This is a genomic window from Aquabacterium sp., assembly GCF_016195855.1.
GTDB lineage: Bacteria > Pseudomonadota > Gammaproteobacteria > Burkholderiales > Burkholderiaceae_C > Aquabacterium.
Genome location: NZ_JACPYU010000016.1, coordinates 356,399 through 379,916 on the forward strand (window position 1 = coordinate 356,399; position 23,518 = coordinate 379,916).

A 23,518-nucleotide genomic window follows, 5' to 3' on the forward strand; every position below is an offset into this window, starting at 1 on the left:
TCGCCGCTGCCGCCATGTTTGTCGATTCGCACTGCCACCTCAATTTCCCGCAATACGCCGAGACGCTCGATCAGGTTCGCGCCGACATGAGCGCCGCCGGCGTGGACCGCGCCCTGTGCATCAGCACGACCCTGGAAGAGTTCCCGCAAGTGCATGCCCTGGCCATGCGCTACGAGAACATGTGGGCCACTGTGGGTGTGCACCCTGACAACGAAGGCGTCCAGGAGCCCACGCTGGGTGATCTGCTCGAACGTGCCGCCTTGCCCCGCGTGGTCGGCATTGGCGAAACCGGCCTGGACTACTACCGCCTGGGCGAGCGCAGCGTGGCCGACATGGCCTGGCAGCGCGAGCGCTTTCGCGTGCACATCCGTGCTGCACTGCAAACAGGCCTGCCGTTGGTGATCCACACCCGCGAAGCCAGTGAAGACACCCTGGCCATCCTCAAGGAAGAAGGCCAAGGCAAGGTGCGCGGTGTCTTCCACTGCTTCACCGAAACCGATGCCGTGGCGCGTGCCGCGCTCGACCTGGGCTTTCACATCTCCTTCTCGGGCATCCTTACCTTCAAGAACGCGGGTGACATCCGCGATGTGGCCCGCATGGTGCCCATCGAGCGCTGCCTGATCGAGACCGATAGCCCCTACCTGGCCCCTGCGCCGCACCGCGGCAAACTCAACTCGCCGGCCTATGTGTCGCTGGTGGCCAGGCAACTGGCCGAGCTCAAAGGCATGGATGTGGATGAGCTTGGCCGCATCACATCGAACAACTTCGAGGAATTGTTCTCGCTCGTGCGTACCTCACCGAGGGTTAGCCCAACACACCAGTAAAACCCTTGTCAGACAATTTCTGACAGGAGGTTTGGTTGTTCGGCGACTACCGCCTCCAGACCCGGATGCCTACAGTGAACACATCACGACGACATCTCTCACCCCGGAGGCCTTTATGCAAAAGCAAAGTCTGTACGCCAACCCGTTTGCCCTGATGATGGACCCGCAGGCTGTGCTGGAAGCGATGGAGCGCTCCGAGCGTCTCAACCGCCTGCAAAGCCGCGTGTGCCGCCCGCTGGACAAGCCGCTGATCCCTCTGGTGAACAGCGAGGGCCAGGACTTTGACCGCGAGGTGGACGCCGCCCCCGATGTTGTGGAAGAGATTCAGGAAGAAGCCTGAATCTTGCCGGCCTGAAGAGGCCAACCCGCCGAATACTTGCGGCGCGATTTCAGCGCGCGTGTAGCGCTCTGACAGCGTGAAGTGGCCCGTCCTGGTGACGGGCCATTTTCATGGGGGCCGCGATTCAGCCCGGGCTCAATGCGTGCCCTTGGCCCAGCGCCGCTCCAGCATGCGCCCCGTGCGCGACAAGCCCAGGCACATCAGCGCGTAGACCATGCCCACGGCCAGATAGGCTTCAAAGTAGTAAGGGCGCCACACCGGGTCGCCGCCCAGGCTCAAAGACAAGCCGCCGGTGAACTCGTGCAAGCCCACCACCAGCACAAGCGAGCTGTCTTTCAGCAAGCCAATGCCGTGTCCGACCAAGGCTGGCAGCACCGCGCGCAGCGCTTGCGGCAAGACCACCATGCGCTGTGTTTGCCACCAACTCAGCCCCAGGATGGCGGCCGCCTCACTTTGCTCCTGCGGCACCGTCTGCAAACCACCTCGGACGACCTCGGCCATATAGACCGCTGAAAACAGCGTCAACGCCAGCGTCGCCCGCCAGACCAGTGGCACAGGGTGGTCCTGCGGGATCAAGACAGGCAGCATGAAGGCAGCCATGAACAAGAGCGTGACCAGTGGCACGCCACGTATCAGTTCGATGACGGCCGTGGCTGGCACATGGAGCCAGATGCGCGCTGAGCGGCGCGCAAGGGCCAGCCCGATGGCCATGGGTGTCGACGCCAGCAGGCTCACGAGAAACAGCCAAAGCGTGAGGGGCAAGCCACCCCAGGCATCGAACGGTACGGTCTCCAACCCGGCAAAGCCCCCGCGCATCAGGGCTGAGGCCATGAGCACATACGCGGCCAGGGCGAACAAACCGTTGCCCGACACCGCACGCCGCCAGCCCGCCAGCCAGGCGCCCAGGCCGAGCAGGGCGCTGCCCAGCAAGACCAGCATGGGCCGCCATTGCTGCTCGTAGGGGTAGTGGCCCAGCAGGATGGGGCGTATCTTTTCAGCGACGACACCCCAGCAGGCGCCATGGTGCTGCAAAGCCTGGCAGGCCAGGGCGTCCGGCCTGAACACGGCCCGCCACACAGCCCAGTCCAGCAGGCGCCAGGCCAGCCAGGCGCACAGGATCAGGCCCAGGCCGGATGCCATCAAGCTGAACCAGCTCTTGCCGCCTGCAGGCCGCATGACGTGGCTCATGCCGGCCCCTTGAGCGCATGCCGCGCATTGAACCAGTTCATGAGCGCCGTCGTGCTCAATGACAAGGCCAGGTACACCGACATCATCACCAGCACGCACTCGACCACGCGGCCCGTCTGGTTCAGCGCGGTGTTGCCCACGGAGACCAGGTCCGGATAGCCCACGGCCACGGCCAGCGAGGAGTTCTTGATCAGATTGAGGAACTGGTTGGTGGCGGCGGGCACGATGGTGCGCAAAGCCTGGGGCAGCAGCACCCGCGTGATCTGTTGAAAGCGCGTGGCGCCCAGTGTTTCGGCCGCCTCCATCAAGCTGGCAGGCACGGATTCGATGCCGCCGCGGATGACCTCGGCCAGAAAGGCGCCGGTGTAGATGCTCAAGGCCAGCGCCAGCGAGAGGTATTCGGGGCTGACCGCTGCGCCGCCCACGATGTTGAAGGTGTCCTGCTGCGGCCAGCTCCATGCCCAGGCCGCGCCTGCTTCGCCTGGGCCAAACCAGGGAAAGGCCAGGCCGCCTTTGCTCAACCAGACGCCAGGTAACACCGGGATCGCCTGGGTTGAATCAGGCAGCCATTCGATCAGCAGGAAGTACCACATCAGCAACTGCAGCAGCAGAGGCGTGTTGCGAACGGTGTCGACGTAAATACCCGCCACGCTGCGCCACACACGTGAGCCCGACGTGCGCCCCAAAGCCACGGCCAAGCCAATCAGGCAGGCCAGCAGCAGGGCGGGCAAGGACACGCGCAGCGTGTTGCCCAGGCCAACGAGGAGGGCACGCCACAAAGGCTGCGCGGCATCGAACACCAGCAGGCCGGTTTCGCCGATGTCGAAGCCCGCAGGCTGATCCAGAAAACCCAGCATCTTGGGCGGGGGTCAGCGAATCGGGGGCGGGTAGACCAGGCCGCCCTGGTTCCACAGCTTGTTGACGCCGCGGGGCAGCTTCAGGGGCGACTGCGCGCCGACGTTGCGCTCGAAGATCTCACCGTAATTGCCCACAGCTTTCAAGGAGCGGTAGAGCCAGGCCTTGTCCAGCCCCAGCAGCTTGCCGGTATCCTCGCCGGAGCCGATCAGGCGCTGAATGGCCGGGTCGGTCGAGGCCTTCAACAGCTGGTCGACATTGGCCCGGGTGAGCCCCAGCTCTTCCGCTTCCTGCAGGCCAAAGACGGTCCATTTGACGATGGCAAACCACTCGTCGTCACCACGGCGCACGGCCGGGCCCAGCGGCTCTTTCGAGATCAGCTCGGGCAGCACCAGATAGTCGTCGGGGTTGGGCGCTTCCTTGTTGCGGATGCTGGCCAGCGCCGAGGCATCGGCCGTGTAGGCCTGGCAGCGGCCGGCAAACAGGGCCTTGAAACCGGCTTCGTAGGTGTCGAACACCACAGGCTTGATGGCCAGCTTGTTCGCACGCGAGAAGTCCGCCAGGTTCTTCTCGGTGGTGGTGCCCGATTGCACACACACCTGTGCGTTTTTCAGCTTCTTGGCGCTGTCCACCTTGAGTTTCTTGGGCACCAGAAAGCCCTGGCCATCAAAGTAGGTGATGGCGGCAAAACTCAGGCCCAGCGAGGCATCGCGTGTCAGCGTCCACGAGGTATTGCGCGAGAGCATGTCCACTTGGCCGGATTGCAGTGCCGTGAAGCGCTGTTGGGCATTGAGCGGCGTGAAGGCCACCTTTTCGGGATCACCCAGCACAGCCGCCGCAACGGCGCGACAGAAGTCCACATCGAAGCCAGACCAGCGCCCCTTGGCATCGGGTGCGGAGAAGCCGGCGACACCGGTGCTGACCCCACACTGCAACTGCCCGCGTTGTTTGACGGCGTCGAGTGTTTTGCCAGCCCAGGCATGGGGCACCACGGCAGCGCAGGCCAGGGCCAGCGCCAGGCCCAGATGAGAGCGAACTTGCATGAGACCTCGGGATCAGGCAACGAAGACAGCAGCAAGCATACGTGAGGAAGCGCGCTCAGGCACGGTGCCCGAAGGTTCGGTGCAAAAACCCACCAAGCAGCATGGCCGGCACGAACAGCAGCACCTCGCCATTGCCAGACAACAGGGTTGCCAGCGCGGGGCCCGGGCAATAGCCCGTCATGCCCCAGCCCACACCAAACAGCGCCGAGCCCATGATCAACGGGCGATCGACCTTGAGCGAGTTTGGCAAGTGGAAGCGTTCACCCAGCAGCGGGCTGGCGCGCTTGAGCACCACACGGAACATCACCAGGGTGATCAGCACGGCCGCGCCCATGACGAAGGCCAGGCTAGGGTCCCAGTCGCCGGCCACATCCAGAAAGTTCTGAACCTTCAGCGGGTTGGTCATCTGCGCCACGGCAAGGCCCAGCCCGAACAAGGCGCCTGCGATCAGGCACGTCAACAAACGGATCATGTCGGCTGCCCCTCAGATGTGCGCCACATGGCGCAACACGAAGACGGTGAGCGCGCCCGTGGCCATGAAGGTGAGGGTGGCCGCCAACGAGCGCACGGACAGCCGGCCCAGCCCGCACACGCCGTGGCCACTGGTACAGCCATTGCCCATGGACGTGCCGTATCCGACCAACAGGCCACCTAGCACCAGCAAGCCCGATGGGTAGTGCTGGCGAGGGTTGACGGTGGCCGCTGTGGCATGGAAGTAAGCCCATGTGGCTCCAACCATGCCCAGCAGGAACACAAAACGCCAGGCCGCGTCCATCGGCTTGCCCTGGCGCAGGCTGGCGACCAGCCCGTGCGCGATGTTGCTGATGCCTGCCAGCCGGCCTGTGAAAGCCAGCAAGACCACGGCGGATGTGCCGATCAATGCCCCGCCCATCAAGCCGGCGACGGGGGTGAATTCACTCATCAAGGTACTCCAGATCGATCAAGGGCTGAAGCTTACCAAGGGATCTGGGTACCTGGGGGTGTATTTAGGTGCAGGAGCGGGCGGCCTCTGCGCCTTCGATCAAGAGTTGACCTGCGTGTGGCAACAACTGGCCGCTACTGATCAACTGCCGTACGTGTTTGATGAAGACCGTCAGGCCGGCTTGCGCAGCCGGAGAGTGCGGCATGCCCATTATGTGGCGTTCTGCTTGCAGCATGGCGCGCAGGCTCTGGGCAGGGCCGTGGTCCAGCATGTCGGCCCTCTCCAGCGCATCAATTTGCTCGATCAAGGCATTGACCCGGTCCAGGGCGGTGAAGGTGGGGGCGCTGCCCGAGTGGGTCACAGGGCCGCCCCAGGCCCATGCGGGTGCGCCAAAGCCGAGGCAGGCCGTGGGTGCATCGGCAAGGGCCAAGGTGCCGGAGTAATAGTCGTGTATGAAGCCCGAGCCGTTGTTGTAGATCGAGTTCGGGATCGGGTTGCCGTTGGTTTCTTCTTGCCAGACATAGAACTGCCCGGTCTGGCAGTTGACGTACTGGGTTGGGGCAGGGTTGAAGTTGATGGGCGGTGGGGAGGCCAGCTGCATGCTCAGGAAGTAGGAGGACAGTGCCACGCCCCACTGTTGCTTGTAGACGTTGCGGTTGCCATTGAGGCCTGCATAGGGCACGCGCAAGGTCGTATAGGTCTGCTGCAACCCACGATCTGGCGTTACGGCGCCATCACCTGCGATCACCAGTGGCTGGCCCGTTGCCACGTCGCGCACCCGAGGCTCCCAGATCACGATGACCGAGTCAAAGGCCGGGTCAAGCTCCTTGATCACATCACCCTGGGCTGGCCACCAGCCCTCAAAGAAGGGCGAGAGTGACTTCAGTGGTTCGTGCGCCACCCTCGCGGTGAACTCAGGCAGCATGTTGCTGCTGCTCAGGGCAGGAATGTCGTGCTGCACGAAGCGCCGCGCCTGATCCAGCGTCCTGTCGACATCCCATCGCGACATGGCGCCCGTGACGTGCCGGCTGACGCCCAGCGCATCGGTGTAGGTGACATCGGTTTGCGGGTAGATCAGCACCAGGACCTTCCAGCGCGGGTGCGGCGTGTTGGCCACCCGAGGGACCAGTGTGAGGTCGTCATACCAGGCGGTCCCTGAGGCCAGGCCGCCCCAGAAGCCCAGCCTGGGGGTGATCAGCAGGGGGCTTGTATCCGTGAAGAAGCTCATGCCCACGGCGTGCCACGGCGTGGTGCCCAGCGTTGGCGCCGGTTGATCCCAGCGGCCCAGAACGGATACCGTGGCACCGGGGCTGTCCGGTTGACCTACGCGCTGGATGTTGTTGGACTTGATCCAGCCACCCAGGTACAAGAGCGTGTTGGTGGGCACGTTGGCGGACTGCTGCCAGGTCGCGTCATCCGGCGCGCTGGCATCAATGCGCACGCTGAACTGCCCGCTGTGAGCGGTCGCGTTGTCCCAGGTGCCGAGCGACGAGCCATAGCCCGTATCGAAAAGCCAGTTTGCGGGGGGGCTGCCAGGGGCGTAACTGCCTTGCTCGAACCCAGGGTTGGACACCAGATTGGGCGGCGCCGTGCACATGGTGGCGGCCAGTGCAACGCTGCTCAGGCTGGCCGTGCACAACGCAACCAGAGCCTGATGAGCAATACGGGAAGGATTGAAGCGTACCGAGTCCATAAAACCTCCAGAAGATGGAAGCCGCAGACTTCGCAGCGAAGGGCCGAGTCTAGGAGTTGCAAAGGCCGTGCGCAATGCGCCAGATCAACCGACTGAAACAGTCAAAATACAGCGCATGAATTGCCCCCGTCGTACCCTGATCGCTGCCACATCTCTCGCCGCGCTGTTGACCGCCCTGCCGGCCCGTAGCGCAGAAACACAGGCAGAGCGGGGCGGGGCTTGCCCAGCCAGCTTCAATGCCTTTCTGGACCGGTTTGCCATGGATGCCGGCTTTCGGACGCAACACACCGAATACCCCTTGATCTATCTGCGGCCACGTGGTGCCCGTATGGAGACGATGCGGGTGACACCGGCCATCAAGGCCCACTACCCAGGGGCCAGCTTTCCGTCAGACAAGGAGCAAGCCGCGATGCCGCTCGACAGGCACATCACGGCCACCGCCAGCGGGACCTACACCGTGGCGCTGCGCAAAGATGCCGCTTACGACCGCACGTTTGTGTTCCGCCAGACCCCGGGTTGCTGGCGCCTGATCCAGGTACGCAACGCGGTGTCGCTGTAGCCCGCGATCAGGCAGGCTTGGCTGACGCCGGGAAGAACTGCCGGATGTCGGCCCAGACGGTGCCTGAACGATCCGTCAGTGCTGCATAACTGGGGTCAAAGGCCTGCATCTTGGTCATGGGGACAGGCACGGCACGAGGGTCCTGGGCGCGGGCCAGCGCGGTGTTTTCCTCGCTGCAAGTCAGTGCGTCGCGATCCACAACAGCCAGGGAGCGGCAGTTGTAAGGGCGATGCTCATAGATCGAGCAAAGGTTGTCGACCAGGAACGGACACGGCGTGTTCACGTGTTTGGGTGAATGGCCGGGGACGGTGTGCCGCCCGGGCGGCAGCGTGGCCATGACCCTGCCGGTTGCGTGCGCGATATGGCGGGCTTCCAGATCGGATATCTCGACCGGGATGGTCCGGCAGCACGCGGTGCATCCTGCGGCGCAGGCCAGATGAGGCGCCCTGACAGCGGCGACTTCCTCCATCATGGCGTAGAGCCTGGGCAACTTGCTGCGAGGCGACGAGGCCTCGTGGTTCAGCTTGGTGATTCGGGCCTGCATGGACGCCTTCCATTGGGGCGTCATGTCCTTGTCGATGGCGGCCAGTCGCAATGTGGATTCTGTGCGGCCCTCGGCTTTGCGCTCGACCAGGCGTTGGATGACCGAGTCGGTGTCGTCTGGATGGTTGAAGTCCATGTTGAAGCTCTTGTCGTCGTACCTGACTTTCTGTTGTGTGCGCTCGACGCTGCTCGGACACTGGATGACCAGTCGGTGTCGAGAACGGGGTGGCGCGTGCCGTATCAAGTGGATGCGTTTCGCGCAGCGGCTGGGATTTTAGTGGTTTGTAAAGTTGTGTTGAGTGGGGTTGAGCCGGGGGAAGTTGCCTGTGGCGTACTTTCATATACTTTCTACGATGTATATTATGTAAACCAAAGAAGGTGGCGATGGTCAATTGCCTTTCAGGCCCTTTGCCATAACGATGCCCCCATCTCATGCTCAAAAAGGGAACGTCGTCATGTCAAAGCAAGAAGCTGAGGCCCTCATCACCTGGGGCCGGTTCTGGAACGGCTATGTCTGGATTCAAAACGACACGGCCAAGCGCGAGGAACTGATCGCGCATGTGAACAAGAACCTCAACGCCATCGGGTTCAAGCTCGGCAAAGGCTGGCAGAACTACGACCCTGTGATCCGTCGCAAAGGCAAGCCCAGCTCCTACCTGCAGATCGCAACCTGGGCGAACTCGAAAGACGACAAAGGCAAGGCCCTGGCGCAGTCTTTTCTGGATTGGGCCACTGGCGACAAGGTCGGGTTGAAAGATCTGCCGGTTCAATTGCAGGATCTGGCCATCATCACGCACCTGGCCGAAGTGGGCAGAGGCTACGCGTCCAGCCTGGACCTGGAGTTGTACCCCTGGCTCAAAGCCATCGTCGCTGGCAGCAAGACCTGGGGCAACTACAACGACTTTTCTCCGTCGCTGAAGTATGCCGAGGACAACTTGCAGGATTGGGACGAATGACTACGGCTGCCGTGCAGATGGGGCGGCGTTTTCTTGCGCCATGTCAACGCTGCACATGACAAGCACATGATGAAATGAGCCAGAACTTGGGCAAGCCATCAGAAGCAGGAGGTTGACATGGCTGCAGTTGATCACGTTGAGGACGCACTTGCCGGCCTGACACGGGCATCGCATATCCAGGATCTCAGGGCTGCCAGCCGGTGCGCCGAAAGCGGTAATCCGGCAGTCTTGTCAACGCCCAAGGGCGTGCCCATCATTCGCGAATGGGAGTATGCAGAAGGCCCCGTACTGGTGTTTACCAAACTGCTTTCATGCCTGGGTGCCATCCAGTTGACTGGCCGCAACTCCCTGCGGGGCATCCATTGCTCCGAGTTTGCAAGCGGCCTGATGGTTGACCGGGTGAGCTTTGATCGCGCGATGAAGTTTGCCGGCTTCGACGTGGATCGGCCCATTTACTACTTCGGCGGCAGCCTCAGCGAGTGGAAGAACGGCGTCAAGGGCCTGGCCGAAGGGCTGGGCAATTCCCGCTGGATGCCCATGGACGTGGACGCATTCCCCAAGCTGCCCAACTTCAAGGATCAAAACAGCAGGGGCTGGGTTTTCGAAACCACCGGCAATGACATCGGCCAGATCACGAGCGAGCCGTTGAACTACGGTTGACGCTCACCAGCAACAAGGCCACACACCACATCAAGGGTTGGTAGATCCGGTATTCGTCGATCACGCCAAACACCCACAGCGCCAGCGCATAGCCAGCCAGTGCGGCACTCAGGCCCATCAGGCTCGTGTTGCGTGCCTTGATGGCCTGTGCAGCCAGGCTGATCAGCGCGGTCACATAGAACACGATGATCAGGAAGAAGGCCGAGGGGCGCTGCACAAAGCGCATCAGCGTCTCCCAGTTCTTGGCGTGGTTGAAGTGGTTGCCGAAGGCCGCATGCTCGACGTCATGCCCCACCCCGTCCAGCGATGAAAACTTGAACAGGTAGTGACGCAAGGCTTCCGTCACGATCAAGGAGGCAATGGACAGCGCAGCGCCCTGCCCGATCATCCGGTAGTTGATGGGGCACCCTGCCCACTTTTCAGCCGCGCCGCGCACCATGAAGTACACGCCGATCAGCACGGCGGTTTCCTTGTTCAGCATCGAGACCAGAACAAGCGCTGCGAGCACCACACGGTTCATCTTTTCCGTGAGCGCAGCATAGGTGAACAGCAGCAGGCACAGGGCTTCGGTCAGGTCCCAGGAATAGAACCAGAAGTGATGCTGGAAGATCCACATCAGCACCGCACCCTGCACGGCCAGCACGGCACGCGCGACGCTGCCTGTCAGGCGCAGCACCAGGCCGTAGAGCACGCAGTTGAGTGCGAAGATGCCGGCGGCCATGAAGAGGATGAAGGGCTTGTCCGAGATGAAGCCCAGTGCATAGACCAGCCCGGGCGAAAAGATCCGGTTCTGAAAGGCGCGCCAGTGGGGTGTGCCATCAAAGACGCCGTAGGCCGCACCGATGACGGCTTGCATGTTCTCTTCGTGGATCAGCACCCAGTTCTTGAACTGGAAATACGAGATGACGAGGACCAGCAGCAGCCCCAGTAGTTTCAAGGGGGCTTGGTCTTTGATGTGCACGGAGGTGTTCTCGTCAAACGGTTGTCAGGGGCGGACGTCCGGGGCGGCTAGCGCCGGCAGGCCTTGTTCTTGGCCAGCGCGCCACTGCGCGTCCTGTGCTCGTTGGTAGCCAGCTCGCTGTTGCAGCCTGGCCCAATACGCAGCCACGTGTGGCGTGAACTGCTCGGCCAGGCCCAGATGCTGTGCCAGCAGCAAGGCATAGCCCACGGACACGTCTGCCGCGGTAAAGCGCCCTGCGCACAGGAAAGCCGAGTCGGTCAGGCGAGGCTCCAGGGTGCGCAGCCTGGCCAGGAACCACTTGGCATAGTCTTGCGCCACCTGGGGCTGCTTTTTGCCTTCGGGCTCGAAGTGCGTATAGCGCAGCACCAGGGTCTGGGGAAAGGTCAGTGTGGCTTCGCCAAAGTGCAGAAAGTTCAGGTAGTCGCCATACGCGGCTTCGTGAACGGCCACGTCCAGCTGTCCGGGGCTGTGCCGGGCGGCGAGGTACTGGCACATCGCTGCAGACTCGGTCATGCGGGTGTCGCCGTCGAGCAGCAAGGGCACGGTGCCCAGCGGGTTGAGCGCCAGGAACGCGCGTTGATGCACACGTGGCGGGAACGGGAGCATGTGCAACTCATAGGCCAGGCCGAGCTCCTCCAGGAGCCACAGGGGGCGGAATGAGCGCGCGCTGATGCAGTGAAATAGTTGGATCACCGTCTCATCTTATCTGGTGCCAGGTGCTTGCCTGACACGCTCCCCCCTCACTTCAAGGTATCGCCATCCGAAAAACCGGGGCGTTGCACCGTATGATGGCGCCCTGTCGTCGGATGGGTTATCGACGACCATGCCCCAGCAGTACGCGGCATATCAATCGCCACCCAGCCAATACCGCCACCGCCTGTATCCCGGACAGAAATAGATTTGTCCGGGTGGGCTACTGCATGTCAATACAATGAAAAAGTTTTGCGCATTGATTGTCTTTTGCCTGGCCTCGTTTTCCGTGATGGCAGCCGACGAGATTCTGATTGGGCAGACGGCCGATTTCAGCAGCGTCGCAGGCACGCAGATGAAGGAGTTCAACGCGGGCGCCCTCGCCTATATCAACCGGGTTAATGGCACGGGGGGCGTCAAGGGCAAGCAGATCAAATTGATCAGCCTGGACGATGGTTATGCCGCCGACAAGGCCGCGCAAAATGCCAAGGAATTGATCCAGAATAAAAAGGTGTCGGCGTTGTTCGGCATCCGGGGGACGGACCCAACCGAGGCGGTCATGAAGGTGGCCGAGGCGGCCGGCGTGCCAGTGATTGCCCCAGTGACGGGGGCGGATTCGGTGCGCAAGAGCCCGGTGACCTTCCCTGTTCGCGCCAGCTACCGCAGCGAGATCGAGGCCATGTTGCGTCACATCGCCTTCATGCCAACGAAGGTGGCCCTGCTGGTGCAGAACGACAAGTTCGGCCTGCCACTGGCCACCTTCATCGAAGAGCGGGTGGCCAAGGAGTACCGCAGCATCACCATCGTCAGGAAGGTCACGTTTGACCGCAAGGCCACGGATCTCAAACCCCAGGTCACCACCATCCTCAATGACAGCCCCAGCGCGGTGATTGCCTTGTGCAACCCCACTTCTTGCGAGGCATTTTCGAGGGAGGTGTTGGGCCAGGCGCGTCAGTCGCAACGCCCTCGCCCCACCATTTACCAGACTTCGATCTCCGATATTTACGCCCAATTCAAGAAACTGGGGCCTGAGGTGGTGCAAGGCAATCCTTATTCGCAGATATTGCCCGACCCGCATCGCACGCTCAGCCCTTTGACCAAGGAATACCTGGCGGCCATGAGCAAGGCCAATCTGCCTGTGACTTATCGCAATTTCGAAGGTTATGTGTCGGCCAAGGTATTGGTGGCGGCGCTTTCAAAATCGTCTTCCAATAGCCCGAAAGTATTGCTCGATACCCTGGAGGGCATGGGTTCTTATGATCTGGGTGGGCTGACCGTCCGCTATAGCAGCGATGAGCACCAGGGCAGCAAATACGTTGATCTGGTGACGCTGGATGGTTCTGGCCGCCTGGTTCATTGATGGTTTGACGCCATGTTTGCAGCACGTCGTGATGGGTGGCCTCGCGCCCGGGTGTCAGGGAAAGCCGACTGGTTCCTGATCGGCATGGTGTCTGCCGTCATCGTGGCCACCCTGGCCCCCAACGTGGGGCGCACCGGCGGCCTGATGCATGTGGACGCCGTGACCGACCTGGGCGTGCTGGCACTGTTCTTCCTGCACGGCATGGGCCTGTCCACCGACAGCCTCAAGGACGGTGCCAGCAAGTGGAAGTTGCACCTGCTGGTTCAGGTTTGCACCTTCGTTGCCTTTCCCTTGTGGTGGGCACTGTGGGCCAAGTTGCTGGGGCCTTATATGTCCCACGACCTGATGATGGGCTTTTTCTACCTGGCCGTGCTGCCGTCCACCGTGTCGTCGTCCGTGGCGATGACGGCCATGGCGCGCGGGCACGTGGCCGCGGCCGTGCTCAATGCGACCTTGTCGACGCTGTTGGGTGTGTTCATCACACCGCTGCTGGTCAGCCTGGTGATGAACGGCGCGGGGCACCATTTCGATGTGGCCGGCACCATGCTGAAGATCGCCAGGATGCTGCTTTTGCCCTTCATCGTCGGGCATTTGATGCGGCCGGTGCTGGGTGCGATGTTCGCCCGCATCAAGCCCTACACGATGGCGTTTGACCGGGCGGTGATCGTCTTGCTGGTGTGGTCGGCCTTCAGTGATTCGGTGGCAGATGGGCTGTGGCGCAACCATGGCCCGGGCTTGCTGGCTCAAGCCGTGGCGGGCACGATGCTCTTCTTGCTGCCCATGCTGTGGTTCTCGCGCATGCTGGCGCGTCGTCTGAACTTCGATGTCGAGGGCGAGATCGTGGCGGTGTTCTGCGGCTCCAAGAAGTCCATGGCATCGGGCATGCCCATGGCCAAGCTGCTGTTTGGCGGCAGCGCGTCCATGGGCGTGCTGGTGCTGCCGATCATGCTGTACCACCAGATCCAGATGTTCGTGTGCACGCTGATGGCGCGGCGTTATGCCGCGCGTTCGACGCCGCCCTGAGGATCAGGCCGCCAGCTTGGTCAGGTGAGACAGGTGCACATGGGCCCCTGTCTTCAAGCGGATCTCTTCAGGCGTCACGCCGGGCGCCATGTCCACGCAGACAAAGCCTTGCGGTGTCACGTCCAGCACGCACAGGTCGGTGATGATGCGGCTGACCACGCCCACACCGGTCAGCGGCAAGGTGCAGCGTTGCAGCAGCTTGTGTTCACCGTTTCTGGCACAGTGCTCCATCACGATGACCACGCGCTGAACGCCGGCGACCAGGTCCATCGCGCCGCCCATGCCCTTGACCATCTTGCCGGGGATCATCCAGTTGGCCAGGTCGCCCGAATCGGACACCTGCATGGCACCCAGGATGGACAGGTGCACCTTGCCGCCGCGGATCATGGCAAAGCTCTCGTGCGAGGCAAAGATGGACGAACCCTTCATGCAGGTCACCGTCTCTTTGCCGGCGTTGATGATGTCGGCGTCCACCTCGTCTTCGGTTGGATACGGGCCGATGCCCAGCATGCCGTTTTCCGATTGCAGCCAGACCTCGATGCCGGGCGGCACGTGGTTGGCCACCCTGGTCGGCAGGCCAATGCCCAGGTTCACGTAAAAGCCGTCTTGCAACTCTTGCGCGGCGCGCGCCGCCATCTCGTCATGCGTCCATGCCATGTTCATGCTCCTGCGGGTTCGAGGGAAGTGGTTTGCGTGGAAACGGTGCGTTTGTGGATGCGCTTTTCCGGCACGGGGTTGTGCACGATGCGGTGCACGTAGATGCCGGCCAGATGGATCTCGTCGGGGTCCAGGGCCCCCGTCTCAACGATGTGCTCGACCTCCACCACGGTGATGCGCCCTGCCATGGCCGCCGACGGGTTGAAGTTGCGCGCCGTGCGCCGAAAGACCAGGTTGCCTGCCTTGTCGGCCTTCCAGGCTTTGACGATGGCCAGGTCGGGCCGCAAGGCCTGCTCCAGCGCATAGTGCTTGCCGTCGAACTCGCGCACCTCCTTGCCCTCGGCAATCAGGGTGCCCAGCCCGGTAGGTGTGAAGAAGGCGGGGATGCCCGCGCCCCCTGCCCTGAGCTTTTCAGCGATCGTGCCTTGCGGCGTGAACTCCAGCTCCAGTTCGCCCGCCAGGTACTGGCGCTCGACCTCCTTGTTCTCGCCCACAAAGCTGGAGATCAGCTTGCGGACCTGCCGGGCCTTGATCAGGCGCCCCAGCCCGAAGTCCTCGACCCCGGCGTTGTTGGAAATCAGCGTGAGCTTGCGCACGCCTGATTGGCGAACGGACTCGATCAAGGCCTCTGGGATGCCGCACAACCCGAAGCCGCCAACCGCAATCATCTGGCCGTCCCGAACGATGTCGGAGATGGCCTGGTCGGCGTTTGCATACACCTTGTTCAATTCATGACTCCTTGCTTGATTCAATGCACGATCTGACCCGTGCTGTTGAGCGTGACCAGGTCGACAAACGTGCTGCCAAGATGATTGCCTTTGGCGTAATGCACGGTGAAGCCGCCCAGATCGCGGGTGCCCATTTGCTCCATGGACTGGATGAGGCCTTCGCGCGTGAGCGTGGCCGCCTTGGCCAGCGCCATCACCAGCACTTTGGCCGCCACGTAGCCTTCGAAGCTGCGGTAGTTGATGGGGATGCCCTGCCCTTTGAGTGCGGCGCGGTACTCCTTGGCCAGGGGGGCGCTGGTGTGCACCGGATCTGGCAGGACCTGCGTGAAGGGGTTGCCGCCAGGGAAGTCGGCTTTCATCGCGCTGAACTGGCTGTAGGCATCCGAGATGGAGGTCTGGTAGATGGTCGGGCGCGTGGCACCGGTATGGCGCGTCTGCTTCTGGATCTCGCGCAAGAAGGCCTCGCAGGAGGTCGGGTTGCACAAGGCGATCACCGCATTGGGCTGGCTGGCCAGGATGGTGTTGACCTGGGCCCTCATGTCGGTGCACTTGCGGTCAAAGAAGGCTTGCTTCACCAACGAGATCGTGGGGTACTGCTGCAATCGCGTTTGCGTGAAACGGGCCAGTGGGTGGCCGAACTTGTCGTTCTGTACCAGCATGGCCAGGCGCACCGGCGCAAAGGCCATTTGCTTGAACATGGTGTCGAGCTCCAGCCTGTAGCTGGCCCTGACCGGGAAGGCGACCGGGCTCTTGCGCACGGTGTCGGCCCCACTGATGGGGGCGATGACGGGCACACGAGCGGCATCGGCCACGGCCAACACCGCCTCGGTCGGGTCTGTGCCACGCGTGCCGAAAATCGCGAGCACCTTCTGCTCTTCGATGAGTTCGCGGGCGTTCACGCTGGCCAGATGGGCCGACATGGCATCGTCAAGATGAATCAGCTGGATGGGGCGACCCTTGATGCCACCGGCCTTGTTCACCGTGTGGAGGTAGACCTTGGCGGCTGCATTGAAGTCTTTCATCTGGGCGCTGGACACGCTGGACAGGTCAGCCGTCTGCCCGATCAGGATGGGCTCGGTGGCCCCTGCCGAGAAGGGAAAGGCCAGCAGCGCGAGCCAGGTCAAGACACGCTTCATGAACATCAAGGGATCTGCAGTTCGCGCTTGGCTTGGGTGAGCAGGTCCAGCCGGGTCCATTCCCAGGCCTTGGGCGGGCTGGACAGCCTGCCGACACCGAACTGCTTCATCAGCTCGGTGGTGGTGTCGATGTGCGCCAGGCTCACGTCATAGCTGTAGGGCGCGTTGCCAATGGCGTCCTGGAATTCGTCATGCGTCAGCTCGTTGCGGAACATGCGCTCGCGCACATATTGCTCGGCCATTGCCGGGCTCTTCACGAATTGCGCGGTGGCATCTACAAAGCACTTCACCACGCGCAGCGCCAGCTCGCGGTTGCGATACAGGCGCTCGCTCATGACCAGCAGGCGTTTGGGCTGGCCCAGTGCCGTGTCGTAAGGCTTGAGCAATTCGCGGCCGATCTGGCGCCGAATCGCCTGCGACGATTGGGGTTCGGACTGCATCATGGCGTCGATCTGCTTGGCTGCCAGCGCCTGGTTCAGGTCCGCAAAAGGCAGGAACACGACTTCGATGTCCTTGGTCTTGTCGGCGGTGGTTGACCAGCTGAGGCCAGCCTTGTCCAGCACGGCGTACAACAGCAATTCCTGCGCCCCGCCCCGGGTCACGCCCACGCGTTTGCCTTTGAGCTCGCGCAGCGAACGAATCGGGGTGTCCTTGCCCACCACCATGCGCGCCCCACCCTGCGCAAAGCCGGCCACCGCATAGATGGGGACGCCATTGGCACGCCCGGCAATGGCGCCATCAGAGGCCAGCGCGGCCAGGTCGATGTCGCCAGCCACGATGGCCGGCATGATGTCCGGTCCCTTGGCAAAAACGTGTTCGGCCACGTTGATGCCGTATTTCGGGCAGACCTCTTTCATGTAGGACACAGCCCCGTAGTGGGCAAAGCGCAGGTTGCCAAGGTGGATGTTGTCGGCCGCTTGGGCGGCCATGGCCGTGAGGCTGGCCGCGATGGCCATGCAGGCGTGCTGAATGAGCTTGTTCAAGACCAACTCCGCTGAGTGATGTGTTGGATGGGCATGGCGTCAGTGCGCTGTCTCCGACTGGATGAAGCGTTGCTGCTCCGCCATGACCAGGGATTCGATCTGGGCCTTCAGTTCGAGATAGGGTGCCGAGCCCGTGTTTCTGGGGTATGAAAAATCAAGCGGGATATCGGCCTTGATCGTGCCGGGGCGGTGCGTGAGCACCACCACCCTGCTACCCAGGTGCAGCGCTTCCTCGATCGAATGGGTGACGAAGAGCACCGTCGTGCCGGCGCCTTTCCAGAGCTTGAGCACCTCGTCCTGCAGGGTGCGACGCGTCAGCGCGTCAAGCGCGGCAAACGGTTCGTCCATCAGCAAGATGGGTGGCTTGAGCACCATGGCCCGGGCAATGGCCACCCGCTGCTTCATGCCGCCAGACAGCTCTTTGGGGTAACGTCCGGCGAATTCGCTCAAGCGAAGGAAGGCCAGCATGTCACGAACCCGCTGGCGTGCTTCCTGGTTGGGGACACGGGTTTGCTTCAGCCCGAACATGACGTTGTCTTCAACGGTCATCCAGGGAAAGAGTGCGTACTCCTGAAACACCATCAGGCGCTGCGGTGAAATGCCCTGCACGGCCTGCCCGTTCACTGACACGGTGCCTTGGGTGGGGCTGTGAAAGCCCGCGGCAATGTGCAGCAAGGTGGACTTGCCGCAGCCCGAGGGGCCCAGCAGGCAGACGAATTCGCCAGCCTGAACGTCCAGCGTCACACCGTCCAGTGCCAGGACGCCACCTGCAAAGACCTGTTTCACGCCGGAAAACGAGATGTGGCTCATGCGCGGGCTCCCATCAGTGCAGGCCACGATGCCAGCGCAGCAGCACCCTGGCCGCCAGAGCCAACGCACCGTCTATCCCCAGCCCCAGCAAACCGATGACCAGCATGCCCGCCAGGATTTTGTCTGACCACATGTATTCTCTTGCCTCGAGAATGCGAAAACCCAGACCGTTCTGCACGGCAATCATTTCCGCCACGATGACCACGATGAATGCGGTACCGATGCCCACGCGCATGCCATTGAGAATGGCGGGGGACGCCGCAGGCAATATCACGCGTAAAAACAGCGCCCCATTTTGAGCGCCCAGGTTACGGGCAGCCAGCACATGGATTTTGTCAACCTGCTGCACGCCGGAGGTGGTTGACAGCAATATGGGAAAAAATGCCCCGATGGCGATCAGGAAAATGGCGGGCGCGTTGCCGATACCGAACCAGACAATGGCCATGGGGATATAGGCAATGGGCGGAATGGGGCGCAGTATTTGCAATACCGGGTTGAGCAACCTGTGCAACATGGGAAACATGCCCATGCCCAAACCCAGCGGCAAGGCGATGAGGGCGCCAAGCGAGAAGCCACCCAGCACGCGCGCCAGGCTGGCCGTGGCGTCTTGAAGCAGCTCGCCACTGCGCAGCCCTTCGAAGATGGCTCGGAAGATGGCCGTTGGTGCGGGCAACACGATGGCAGACACCCACCCCGCCTGCGCCGACAACTGCCAGGCAAGCAGGACCAACAATGGAACGGCCAATGAATAGCCCAAATGCATGAGGCGGCCCGTCATAACCCGTTCGTATTAGTTCCCGCGGCATCTTGCGTGCCGCCTTAACCGTTCATCCCTGAACCACCCCCCGAAAAAGGTGGGACCGTTCTGGCACAGTCCCCCTCAAGCAGGCGGGTAGGTATTGCTTTGGTCTGGATCATACTGGGCTTGTATCCTTGCCCAAACGTACGCAAGGTATGTCCATATACCGAAATGGACGATGAGCGAGGGCGTTGCAGTGTGTAAAAGCGGCGTTTCCCTAGGGAAACCCACAGGAAGATGCACACCCCTCCTCGTGGTGAATCATTTACGATTTATCACAAGAAAGAACGGGCCTTGCATTAAAAGCAACGCTCGCACTTCAAGTACTTCGCCAGTCAACCGAAAGACACCGGTAGTCATGCTGAACGGTCTCAAGCACCTCACGGTTGGATTGATCGAAGTGCCCTCCATCCCGAATCCTCTCCAGGACCTGAGGCGGCCAGGTTTCGACCTGACCGAGCCGACGGAGCTGGATCAGACGCCGGTTCAGGCTGAAGAGTCACGTCAGATCGATCGTCTGCTGGAGCAAGGCTTTCCATGGCTGCGCTTCCCGGCAGCGCTGGAGGCGCGCTTCTTCCTGGATCAGGCCGAGCAACGGCTCAAGCTGCTGCTGGTCAGCGGCATGCTGGTCACGGTGTTTTTCAACTGGCTGCTGCTGTCCGACTGGCTGATGATCCCGGACATGTTCGAGCAGGCCCTCAAATTGCGCCTGTTCGTGTTCACGCCCAGCATGATCATTGGCCTTTTCCTGATCGCGAAATTGCCGCCCCCGCTGGCCAGAGAGTGGCTGGCCATGGGCATGGGCCTGGCGGCGTCCGCACTCAATCTGTACATCTGTGTGAACAGCGCGGACACCATGGCCGGGCCTTACCTGGTCAGCCTGGTGCCCGTCGTGATGTTCAGCAACTCGGTGGCGCAGATGCGCTTCTTCCCCGCGCTGGTCATGGACACGATCATCCTGGGCATGTTCGGCTATGGCGTCTACAGCCTGTCCGGGCAGTCTTCCATGGCCATCATGATCCCGGCTGGCCTGACGCTGACCTCGGCCATCGTGTTCACGCTGTATGGCTGCTACATGCTGGAGCGCGATGAACGCCAGAACTGGCTGCTTCACCTGCGTGAGCGCGTCCTGCTGCGTGAACTGGAGCGGGCCAACAAGCACCTGGACGAAGTTTCACGCTGTGACATCCTGACCGAAGTGGCCAACCGCCGCCATTTCGATGAATACCTTCAGCATGTCTGGGACCGCGCTTGCCGCGATGGCAGCGAGATCTCGTTGATGATGATCGACGTGGATCACTTCAAGTCCTACAACGACCGCTACGGGCACCCCGAGGGTGATGCCTGCTTGAAGGATGTCGCGTCGATGCTCAAGCGCCGCCTGCGCCGCCCGGGTGACCTCATAGCCCGTTTTGGGGGTGAAGAGTTCATTGCCGTGCTGGCCGGTACGCCTTTGAGTACGGCAGCCAGCGCCGCAGAGCGCGTGCGCAAAGGCGTTGAAAGCCTCAACAGGCAACATGCGGCCTCACCCACGCAAGCCGTGGTCACGGTGAGCATCGGGGTGGCCTGCCTGCGCCCCAATTCACCGCACGCCAGCCCTGCCCAGTTGATCTCGGCGGCCGATGAGGCGCTCTACCAGGCCAAATCACGCGGTCGCAACCGTGTGTTTGCCTTCGGCACCAACGACTGAAGCCGGCCCGAGAGATGACGCCGTCCCCCAGTTTGAGTCCGCCCACCGCCCCGGCGCACCAACCCGCTGGTTTGGATGACCCTATGATGGTGCGGATCAACCGCCTGCTGGACAAAGGCTTCCCCTGGATGAAGTTCCCGGGTGCGCTGGAGCAGCAGTTTCTGCTGGACCTGGCCGAGCCGCGCAGGCGGCACTTCCTGATCAGCAGCCTGATCTCCCTGATGATCTACAACGGCTTCCTGGTTGTGGATTACCTGATGACCCGGGACGTATTCTGGTTGGCCGTGCAGTTGCGGATTCTGTTTTTCACGCCGCTGTCGATTGCCTTCATTTACCTGATCTGGCGAAAGAAAGGCGTTTTCATCCACAGCATGCCGCCGGCCTCGCTGGAGGTCATCGTGGTGAGCAGTGGCTTGATCGCGGCGGCGAGCCTGGCCTTCATCCTGTCCGAGACCAAAAGCCCGTTCGCGCCTTATTACCACGTCGGTTTCACCATCATCGTGCTGTACGGCAATATCGTGCAGCGCCTGCGCTTCTGGTATGCCGTGGTGTTTTCAACGGCGCTGCTGGGTATTCACCTCTCGGGCATATTGCTGCTGGGCAGCTTCCCGCATCGATTGCTGTGGCCGATTTTGTCGCTGGTGCTGTCGGCGGTGGCGTTTTCCTTGACGGCCAATTACGTGATGGAGCGCGACGAGCGCAAGCGCTATCTCCTGACCATGCGCGAGCGCGGGGTGGTGCGTGAGTTGACACGCGCCCATGAGCGGCTGCAGGAGTTGTCTCGTGTGGATGGCTTGACCGGTTTGTACAACCGTCGGCACTTTCAGGAATACGTCGAGCGTGTCTGGGAGCGCAGCCAGTTTGATGGCGACGATGTCAGCATCATGATGGTCGACGTCGACCACTTCAAGAAGTACAACGACCGTTATGGTCACCCCGCCGGGGACGAGTGCCTGAGCCAGATTGCCAGGGTGCTGCAACACACCTTGCGCCGCCCGGAGGACCTGATTGCGCGCTATGGCGGCGAGGAGTTCATTGCCGTGCTGCCGCAAACTGCGTCGGCTTATGCCGTGGCGGTGGCCGAGCGGGTGCGCGAGGCGGTCGAGGCCCTGCAGATGCGCCACGAAAGCTCGACTTCATCGCACTTCGTGACGGTCAGCATTGGTGTGGCATCGTGCAAGGCGGACTTTTTACTGAAGGCCTCACAGCTGATCTCGGCGGCCGATCTGGCGCTCTACCAGGCCAAGCACGAAGGCCGCAACCGGGTGTGCGTGCAGGGCGTGACCAAGGCGTTATAAGGCGAGAGCGTCAGCGCCCTGAGACCGGGTCCAGGTGGGTCATCACATCCAGCACGGGTAGCTTGCGCATCACGCGTTCGCGCGCCGTGGCCGCGATGTCGTGCCCCTGCCTGACCGACAACTCGCCGTCGACCTCCAGGTGGGCGTCCACCATGATCATGTCGCCCATCTTGCGCGTGCGCAGGTCGTGCACACCTTGCACGCCGGGCGTGTCGGTGAGGAGCTCGCGGATCTGCTCGATCTGCTCGTCCGAGACGGAGCGGTCCATCAAATCATTGAGCGCATCCCAGCCGAACTCCCAGCCCATCTTGGTCACCATGAAGCCCACGATCAGGGCTGCGACCGGGTCCAGCAAGGGGTAGCCCACCAGGTTGCCGATGATGCCCAGCGCCACGACCAGGGACGAGGCCGCGTCGGAGCGGGCGTGCCAGGCATTGGCCACCAGCATGCTGGAGCGCACGCGCTCGGCCGCAGCCAGCATGTAGCGGAACAGCAGCTCCTTGGACACCAGCGCCGCCAGCGCCACATACAGGGCCACCGGCCTGACCTTGGGGATCAGCTCCGGGTCACCCAGCTTGTGCACGGCGCTCCAGAGCATGCCGATGCCCACGCTCAACAGCAGGACGCCCAACACGAGCGAGGCCGCGGTTTCATAGCGGTGGTGGCCGTAGTGGTGGTCTTCGTCGGCCTCTTTGCGGCTGTGCTGGTTGGCCAGCAGCACGACAAAGTCGGCGATCAGGTCAGACAGCGAATGGATGCCGTCGGCGATCAGGGCTTGCGAATGGGCGAACACACCCACGATCACCTGCACGGTGGTGAGCACCAGGTTGACCGCCACGCTGACCAGCGTGCTGCGCTTGGCCACCACGTGCCGCTCGGGGGTGTCCTGTTCCGGGTCGTCCTGGGGTGTCAGATCCAAAGCCATGTTCATGCGCGAGCCCGATCAGCCCAGCCAGTCGATGTGGTGCCCGAGCTTGCGGGCCTTGGTGCCCAGATAGCGCTCGTTTTCGGCCTGGACATCAATGCGCACCGGCACGCGCTCTTCGATCTTGACGCCGTGCTGGGTCAGGGTGTCGACCTTGCGCGGGTTGTTGGTCATCAGCCTGACGGCATTGACGCCCAGGTAAGCCAGGATCTCGGCAGCGGCATCAAAGGTGCGCAGATCAGGGGCAAAACCCAGATGCTGGTTGGCCTCCACGGTGTCCATGCCCTGGTCTTGCAACTGGTAGGCCCGCAGCTTGTTGGCCAGGCCAATGCCACGGCCTTCCTGGCGCAGGTAGACCACCACACCGCTGCCCTTCTTGCCGATTTCGCTCATGGCGAAGTGCAGTTGGGGGCCGCAGTCGCAGCGCAGGGAGCCGAAAACATCACCGGTCATGCACTCGGAGTGCACACGCACCAAAGCGCTGCCGGCGACATCGCCCATGACCATGGCCACGTGCTCCAGACCGGTGGCTTTCTCGCGGAACAGCTTCATGGTGAAGCTGCCGTGTTCGGTGGGAACGCGCGCCTCGGCCAGGAACTCGACCAGGGCGGTGGTCACAGGTGTCAACGTATCGACAGGGGGCTTGCTGGCGGAATCAGGGGTGGACATTCAATTTCCTCAGGGGCCCGTATTTTGCCAAAAGCCGCTGCACTCGGCATTTTGGCTGCCAAAAAGACCTGCGTGCGGAAAAAGTGGTGAAGTTCTTGACCAGGGTCGTCTTTTGCGTGGACACTGGCAGACATGAACTGCTCCTTCGTATCCCGAACCCGCCGAATTTGGCTAGCGCTAGCTGACAACAGCTGGTGTGTTCGGGT

General features: G+C 62.2%; 26 protein-coding genes. 9 read left to right on the forward strand and 17 right to left on the reverse strand.

The features are described 5' to 3' along the window. Positions 1-14: 14 nt before the first annotated feature. On the forward strand, positions 15-824 hold the full coding sequence (locus HY019_RS14985; RefSeq protein ID WP_290693565.1) for a TatD family hydrolase: 810 nt from the start codon (positions 15-17) through the stop codon (positions 822-824). Positions 825-939: 115 nt separating this feature from the next. Continuing rightward, positions 940-1,164, forward strand: a complete 225-nt coding sequence (locus HY019_RS14990; RefSeq protein WP_290693567.1) for a hypothetical protein — start codon at positions 940-942, stop codon at positions 1,162-1,164. Between the two features lie 135 nt (positions 1,165-1,299). Here the strand turns inward: HY019_RS14990 and HY019_RS14995 are convergent, their stop codons facing one another. The 6 genes from HY019_RS14995 to HY019_RS15020 form a co-directional block, all read right to left on the reverse strand. After that, complete coding sequence (locus tag HY019_RS14995; RefSeq protein WP_290693569.1) at positions 1,300-2,352, reverse strand: amino acid ABC transporter permease; 1,053 nt, start codon at positions 2,350-2,352, stop codon at positions 1,300-1,302. Then, entirely contained in the window at positions 2,349-3,209 is an 861-nt protein-coding gene (locus tag HY019_RS15000) for an ABC transporter permease subunit (RefSeq protein WP_290693572.1), read from the reverse strand. Before HY019_RS15000 ends, HY019_RS14995 begins: the two co-directional genes overlap by 4 nt. Before the next feature lie 12 nt (positions 3,210-3,221). Continuing rightward, a complete protein-coding gene (locus tag HY019_RS15005) occupies positions 3,222-4,250 on the reverse strand; it encodes an amino acid ABC transporter substrate-binding protein (protein WP_290693575.1) in 1,029 nt (342 codons plus the stop codon). 55 nt (positions 4,251-4,305) lie between these two features. Further along, complete coding sequence (locus HY019_RS15010) at positions 4,306-4,722, reverse strand: DUF6691 family protein (protein WP_290693578.1); 417 nt, start codon at positions 4,720-4,722, stop codon at positions 4,306-4,308. A 12-nt stretch (positions 4,723-4,734) separates the two neighbouring features. Beyond that, complete coding sequence (locus HY019_RS15015) at positions 4,735-5,172, reverse strand: YeeE/YedE thiosulfate transporter family protein (protein ID WP_290693581.1); 438 nt, start codon at positions 5,170-5,172, stop codon at positions 4,735-4,737. A 64-nt stretch (positions 5,173-5,236) separates the two neighbouring features. Continuing rightward, positions 5,237-6,865 carry a hypothetical protein gene (locus HY019_RS15020; RefSeq protein ID WP_290693584.1) on the reverse strand — a complete coding sequence of 543 codons (1,629 nt, stop codon included), beginning with the start codon at positions 6,863-6,865 and terminating at the stop codon, positions 5,237-5,239. A gap of 115 nt (positions 6,866-6,980) precedes the next feature. On the opposite strand from HY019_RS15020, the gene HY019_RS15025 reads away from it, so the two are divergent. After that, a complete protein-coding gene (locus HY019_RS15025; protein WP_290693587.1) occupies positions 6,981-7,424 on the forward strand; it encodes a hypothetical protein in 444 nt (147 codons plus the stop codon). Between the two features lie 7 nt (positions 7,425-7,431). Here HY019_RS15025 and HY019_RS15030 read toward each other — a convergent pair whose 3' ends face one another. Further along, the gene (locus HY019_RS15030; protein WP_290693590.1) at positions 7,432-8,103 is read right to left on the reverse strand and encodes a YkgJ family cysteine cluster protein; all 672 of its coding nucleotides are present in this window, start codon (positions 8,101-8,103) and stop codon (positions 7,432-7,434) included. Between the two features lie 319 nt (positions 8,104-8,422). Here HY019_RS15030 and HY019_RS15035 point away from each other — a divergent pair, with 319 nt between their 5' ends. After that, the gene (locus HY019_RS15035; RefSeq protein ID WP_290693593.1) at positions 8,423-8,923 is read left to right on the forward strand and encodes a hypothetical protein; all 501 of its coding nucleotides are present in this window, start codon (positions 8,423-8,425) and stop codon (positions 8,921-8,923) included. A gap of 117 nt (positions 8,924-9,040) precedes the next feature. Further along, positions 9,041-9,583: a hypothetical protein gene (locus HY019_RS15040; RefSeq protein WP_290693596.1), complete on the forward strand. Its 543-nt coding sequence runs from the start codon at positions 9,041-9,043 to the stop codon at positions 9,581-9,583. Here HY019_RS15040 and HY019_RS15045 read toward each other — a convergent pair. After that, complete coding sequence (locus HY019_RS15045; RefSeq protein ID WP_290693599.1) at positions 9,555-10,544, reverse strand: hypothetical protein; 990 nt, start codon at positions 10,542-10,544, stop codon at positions 9,555-9,557. The two genes, HY019_RS15040 and HY019_RS15045, sit on opposite strands and share 29 nt — an antisense overlap. Before the next feature lie 24 nt (positions 10,545-10,568). Continuing rightward, positions 10,569-11,237: a glutathione S-transferase family protein gene (locus HY019_RS15050; RefSeq protein WP_290693602.1), complete on the reverse strand. Its 669-nt coding sequence runs from the start codon at positions 11,235-11,237 to the stop codon at positions 10,569-10,571. Positions 11,238-11,526: 289 nt separating this feature from the next. Here HY019_RS15050 and HY019_RS15055 point away from each other — a divergent pair, with 289 nt between their 5' ends. Together HY019_RS15055 and HY019_RS15060 are read left to right on the forward strand one after the other, a co-directional pair. Then, positions 11,527-12,594 carry an ABC transporter substrate-binding protein gene (locus tag HY019_RS15055; protein ID WP_290693605.1) on the forward strand — a complete coding sequence of 356 codons (1,068 nt, stop codon included), beginning with the start codon at positions 11,527-11,529 and terminating at the stop codon, positions 12,592-12,594. Between the two features lie 12 nt (positions 12,595-12,606). After that, complete coding sequence (locus HY019_RS15060; protein WP_290693607.1) at positions 12,607-13,617, forward strand: bile acid:sodium symporter family protein; 1,011 nt, start codon at positions 12,607-12,609, stop codon at positions 13,615-13,617. 3 nt (positions 13,618-13,620) lie between these two features. Here HY019_RS15060 and HY019_RS15065 read toward each other — a convergent pair whose 3' ends face one another. From HY019_RS15065 to HY019_RS15090, 6 genes are read right to left on the reverse strand one after another with little or no spacing between them, the layout of a single operon-like run. Further along, a complete protein-coding gene (locus tag HY019_RS15065; RefSeq protein WP_290693610.1) occupies positions 13,621-14,274 on the reverse strand; it encodes a 3-oxoacid CoA-transferase subunit B in 654 nt (217 codons plus the stop codon). A gap of 2 nt (positions 14,275-14,276) precedes the next feature. After that, on the reverse strand, positions 14,277-15,002 hold the full coding sequence (locus tag HY019_RS15070; protein ID WP_290693613.1) for a CoA transferase subunit A: 726 nt from the start codon (positions 15,000-15,002) through the stop codon (positions 14,277-14,279). A 20-nt stretch (positions 15,003-15,022) separates the two neighbouring features. After that, a complete protein-coding gene (locus HY019_RS15075; RefSeq protein ID WP_290693616.1) occupies positions 15,023-16,138 on the reverse strand; it encodes an ABC transporter substrate-binding protein in 1,116 nt (371 codons plus the stop codon). Between the two features lie 5 nt (positions 16,139-16,143). Next, complete coding sequence (locus tag HY019_RS15080; protein ID WP_363302771.1) at positions 16,144-17,121, reverse strand: ABC transporter substrate-binding protein; 978 nt, start codon at positions 17,119-17,121, stop codon at positions 16,144-16,146. Between the two features lie 39 nt (positions 17,122-17,160). After that, entirely contained in the window at positions 17,161-17,931 is a 771-nt protein-coding gene (locus tag HY019_RS15085; RefSeq protein ID WP_290693619.1) for an ABC transporter ATP-binding protein, read from the reverse strand. A 13-nt stretch (positions 17,932-17,944) separates the two neighbouring features. Further along, positions 17,945-18,709: an ABC transporter permease gene (locus tag HY019_RS15090; RefSeq protein ID WP_290693621.1), complete on the reverse strand. Its 765-nt coding sequence runs from the start codon at positions 18,707-18,709 to the stop codon at positions 17,945-17,947. 379 nt (positions 18,710-19,088) lie between these two features. Here HY019_RS15090 and HY019_RS15095 point away from each other — a divergent pair, with 379 nt between their 5' ends. Together HY019_RS15095 and HY019_RS15100 are read left to right on the forward strand one after the other, a co-directional pair. Further along, positions 19,089-20,420 (forward strand): diguanylate cyclase, encoded by a 1,332-nt coding sequence (locus HY019_RS15095; protein ID WP_290693623.1) that lies wholly within the window; start codon positions 19,089-19,091, stop codon positions 20,418-20,420. Between the two features lie 83 nt (positions 20,421-20,503). After that, positions 20,504-21,718: a GGDEF domain-containing protein gene (locus tag HY019_RS15100; RefSeq protein ID WP_290693625.1), complete on the forward strand. Its 1,215-nt coding sequence runs from the start codon at positions 20,504-20,506 to the stop codon at positions 21,716-21,718. A gap of 10 nt (positions 21,719-21,728) precedes the next feature. On the opposite strand, the gene HY019_RS15105 is transcribed toward HY019_RS15100, so the two are convergent. Further along, positions 21,729-22,643, reverse strand: coding sequence for a cation diffusion facilitator family transporter (locus HY019_RS15105; protein WP_290694231.1), 915 nt, complete (start codon positions 22,641-22,643; stop codon positions 21,729-21,731). Positions 22,644-22,661: 18 nt separating this feature from the next. Further along, entirely contained in the window at positions 22,662-23,312 is a 651-nt protein-coding gene (ribA, locus tag HY019_RS15110) for a GTP cyclohydrolase II (protein ID WP_290693628.1), read from the reverse strand. Positions 23,313-23,518 lie beyond the last annotated feature (206 nt).

Excerpts from the sequence above, each read along its gene's own strand:
- HY019_RS15015 (WP_290693581.1), bottom strand. The coding sequence starts at position 5,172 with ATGAGTGAATTCACCCCCGTCGCCGGCTTGATGGGCGGGGCATTGATC.
- HY019_RS15010 (WP_290693578.1), bottom strand. The coding sequence starts at position 4,722 with ATGATCCGTTTGTTGACGTGCCTGATCGCAGGCGCCTTGTTCGGGCTG.
- HY019_RS15020 (WP_290693584.1), bottom strand. The coding sequence starts at position 6,865 with ATGGACTCGGTACGCTTCAATCCTTCCCGTATTGCTCATCAGGCTCTG.
- HY019_RS15100 (WP_290693625.1), top strand. The coding sequence starts at position 20,504 with ATGATGGTGCGGATCAACCGCCTGCTGGACAAAGGCTTCCCCTGGATG.
- HY019_RS15065 (WP_290693610.1), bottom strand. The coding sequence starts at position 14,274 with ATGGCATGGACGCATGACGAGATGGCGGCGCGCGCCGCGCAAGAGTTG.
- HY019_RS15030 (WP_290693590.1), bottom strand. The coding sequence starts at position 8,103 with ATGGACTTCAACCATCCAGACGACACCGACTCGGTCATCCAACGCCTG.
- ribA (WP_290693628.1), bottom strand. The coding sequence starts at position 23,312 with ATGTCCACCCCTGATTCCGCCAGCAAGCCCCCTGTCGATACGTTGACA.
- HY019_RS14990 (WP_290693567.1), top strand. The coding sequence starts at position 940 with ATGCAAAAGCAAAGTCTGTACGCCAACCCGTTTGCCCTGATGATGGAC.
- HY019_RS15060 (WP_290693607.1), top strand. The coding sequence starts at position 12,607 with ATGTTTGCAGCACGTCGTGATGGGTGGCCTCGCGCCCGGGTGTCAGGG.
- HY019_RS15085 (WP_290693619.1), bottom strand. The coding sequence starts at position 17,931 with ATGAGCCACATCTCGTTTTCCGGCGTGAAACAGGTCTTTGCAGGTGGC.
- HY019_RS14985 (WP_290693565.1), top strand. The coding sequence starts at position 15 with ATGTTTGTCGATTCGCACTGCCACCTCAATTTCCCGCAATACGCCGAG.
- HY019_RS15055 (WP_290693605.1), top strand. The coding sequence starts at position 11,527 with ATGGCAGCCGACGAGATTCTGATTGGGCAGACGGCCGATTTCAGCAGC.
- HY019_RS14995 (WP_290693569.1), bottom strand. The coding sequence starts at position 2,352 with ATGAGCCACGTCATGCGGCCTGCAGGCGGCAAGAGCTGGTTCAGCTTG.
- HY019_RS15000 (WP_290693572.1), bottom strand. The coding sequence starts at position 3,209 with ATGCTGGGTTTTCTGGATCAGCCTGCGGGCTTCGACATCGGCGAAACC.
- HY019_RS15095 (WP_290693623.1), top strand. The coding sequence starts at position 19,089 with ATGCTGAACGGTCTCAAGCACCTCACGGTTGGATTGATCGAAGTGCCC.
- HY019_RS15035 (WP_290693593.1), top strand. The coding sequence starts at position 8,423 with ATGTCAAAGCAAGAAGCTGAGGCCCTCATCACCTGGGGCCGGTTCTGG.
- HY019_RS15005 (WP_290693575.1), bottom strand. The coding sequence starts at position 4,250 with ATGCAAGTTCGCTCTCATCTGGGCCTGGCGCTGGCCCTGGCCTGCGCT.
- HY019_RS15075 (WP_290693616.1), bottom strand. The coding sequence starts at position 16,138 with ATGAAGCGTGTCTTGACCTGGCTCGCGCTGCTGGCCTTTCCCTTCTCG.
- HY019_RS15040 (WP_290693596.1), top strand. The coding sequence starts at position 9,041 with ATGGCTGCAGTTGATCACGTTGAGGACGCACTTGCCGGCCTGACACGG.
- HY019_RS15025 (WP_290693587.1), top strand. The coding sequence starts at position 6,981 with ATGAATTGCCCCCGTCGTACCCTGATCGCTGCCACATCTCTCGCCGCG.
- HY019_RS15090 (WP_290693621.1), bottom strand. The coding sequence starts at position 18,709 with ATGACGGGCCGCCTCATGCATTTGGGCTATTCATTGGCCGTTCCATTG.
- HY019_RS15105 (WP_290694231.1), bottom strand. The coding sequence starts at position 22,643 with ATGGCTTTGGATCTGACACCCCAGGACGACCCGGAACAGGACACCCCC.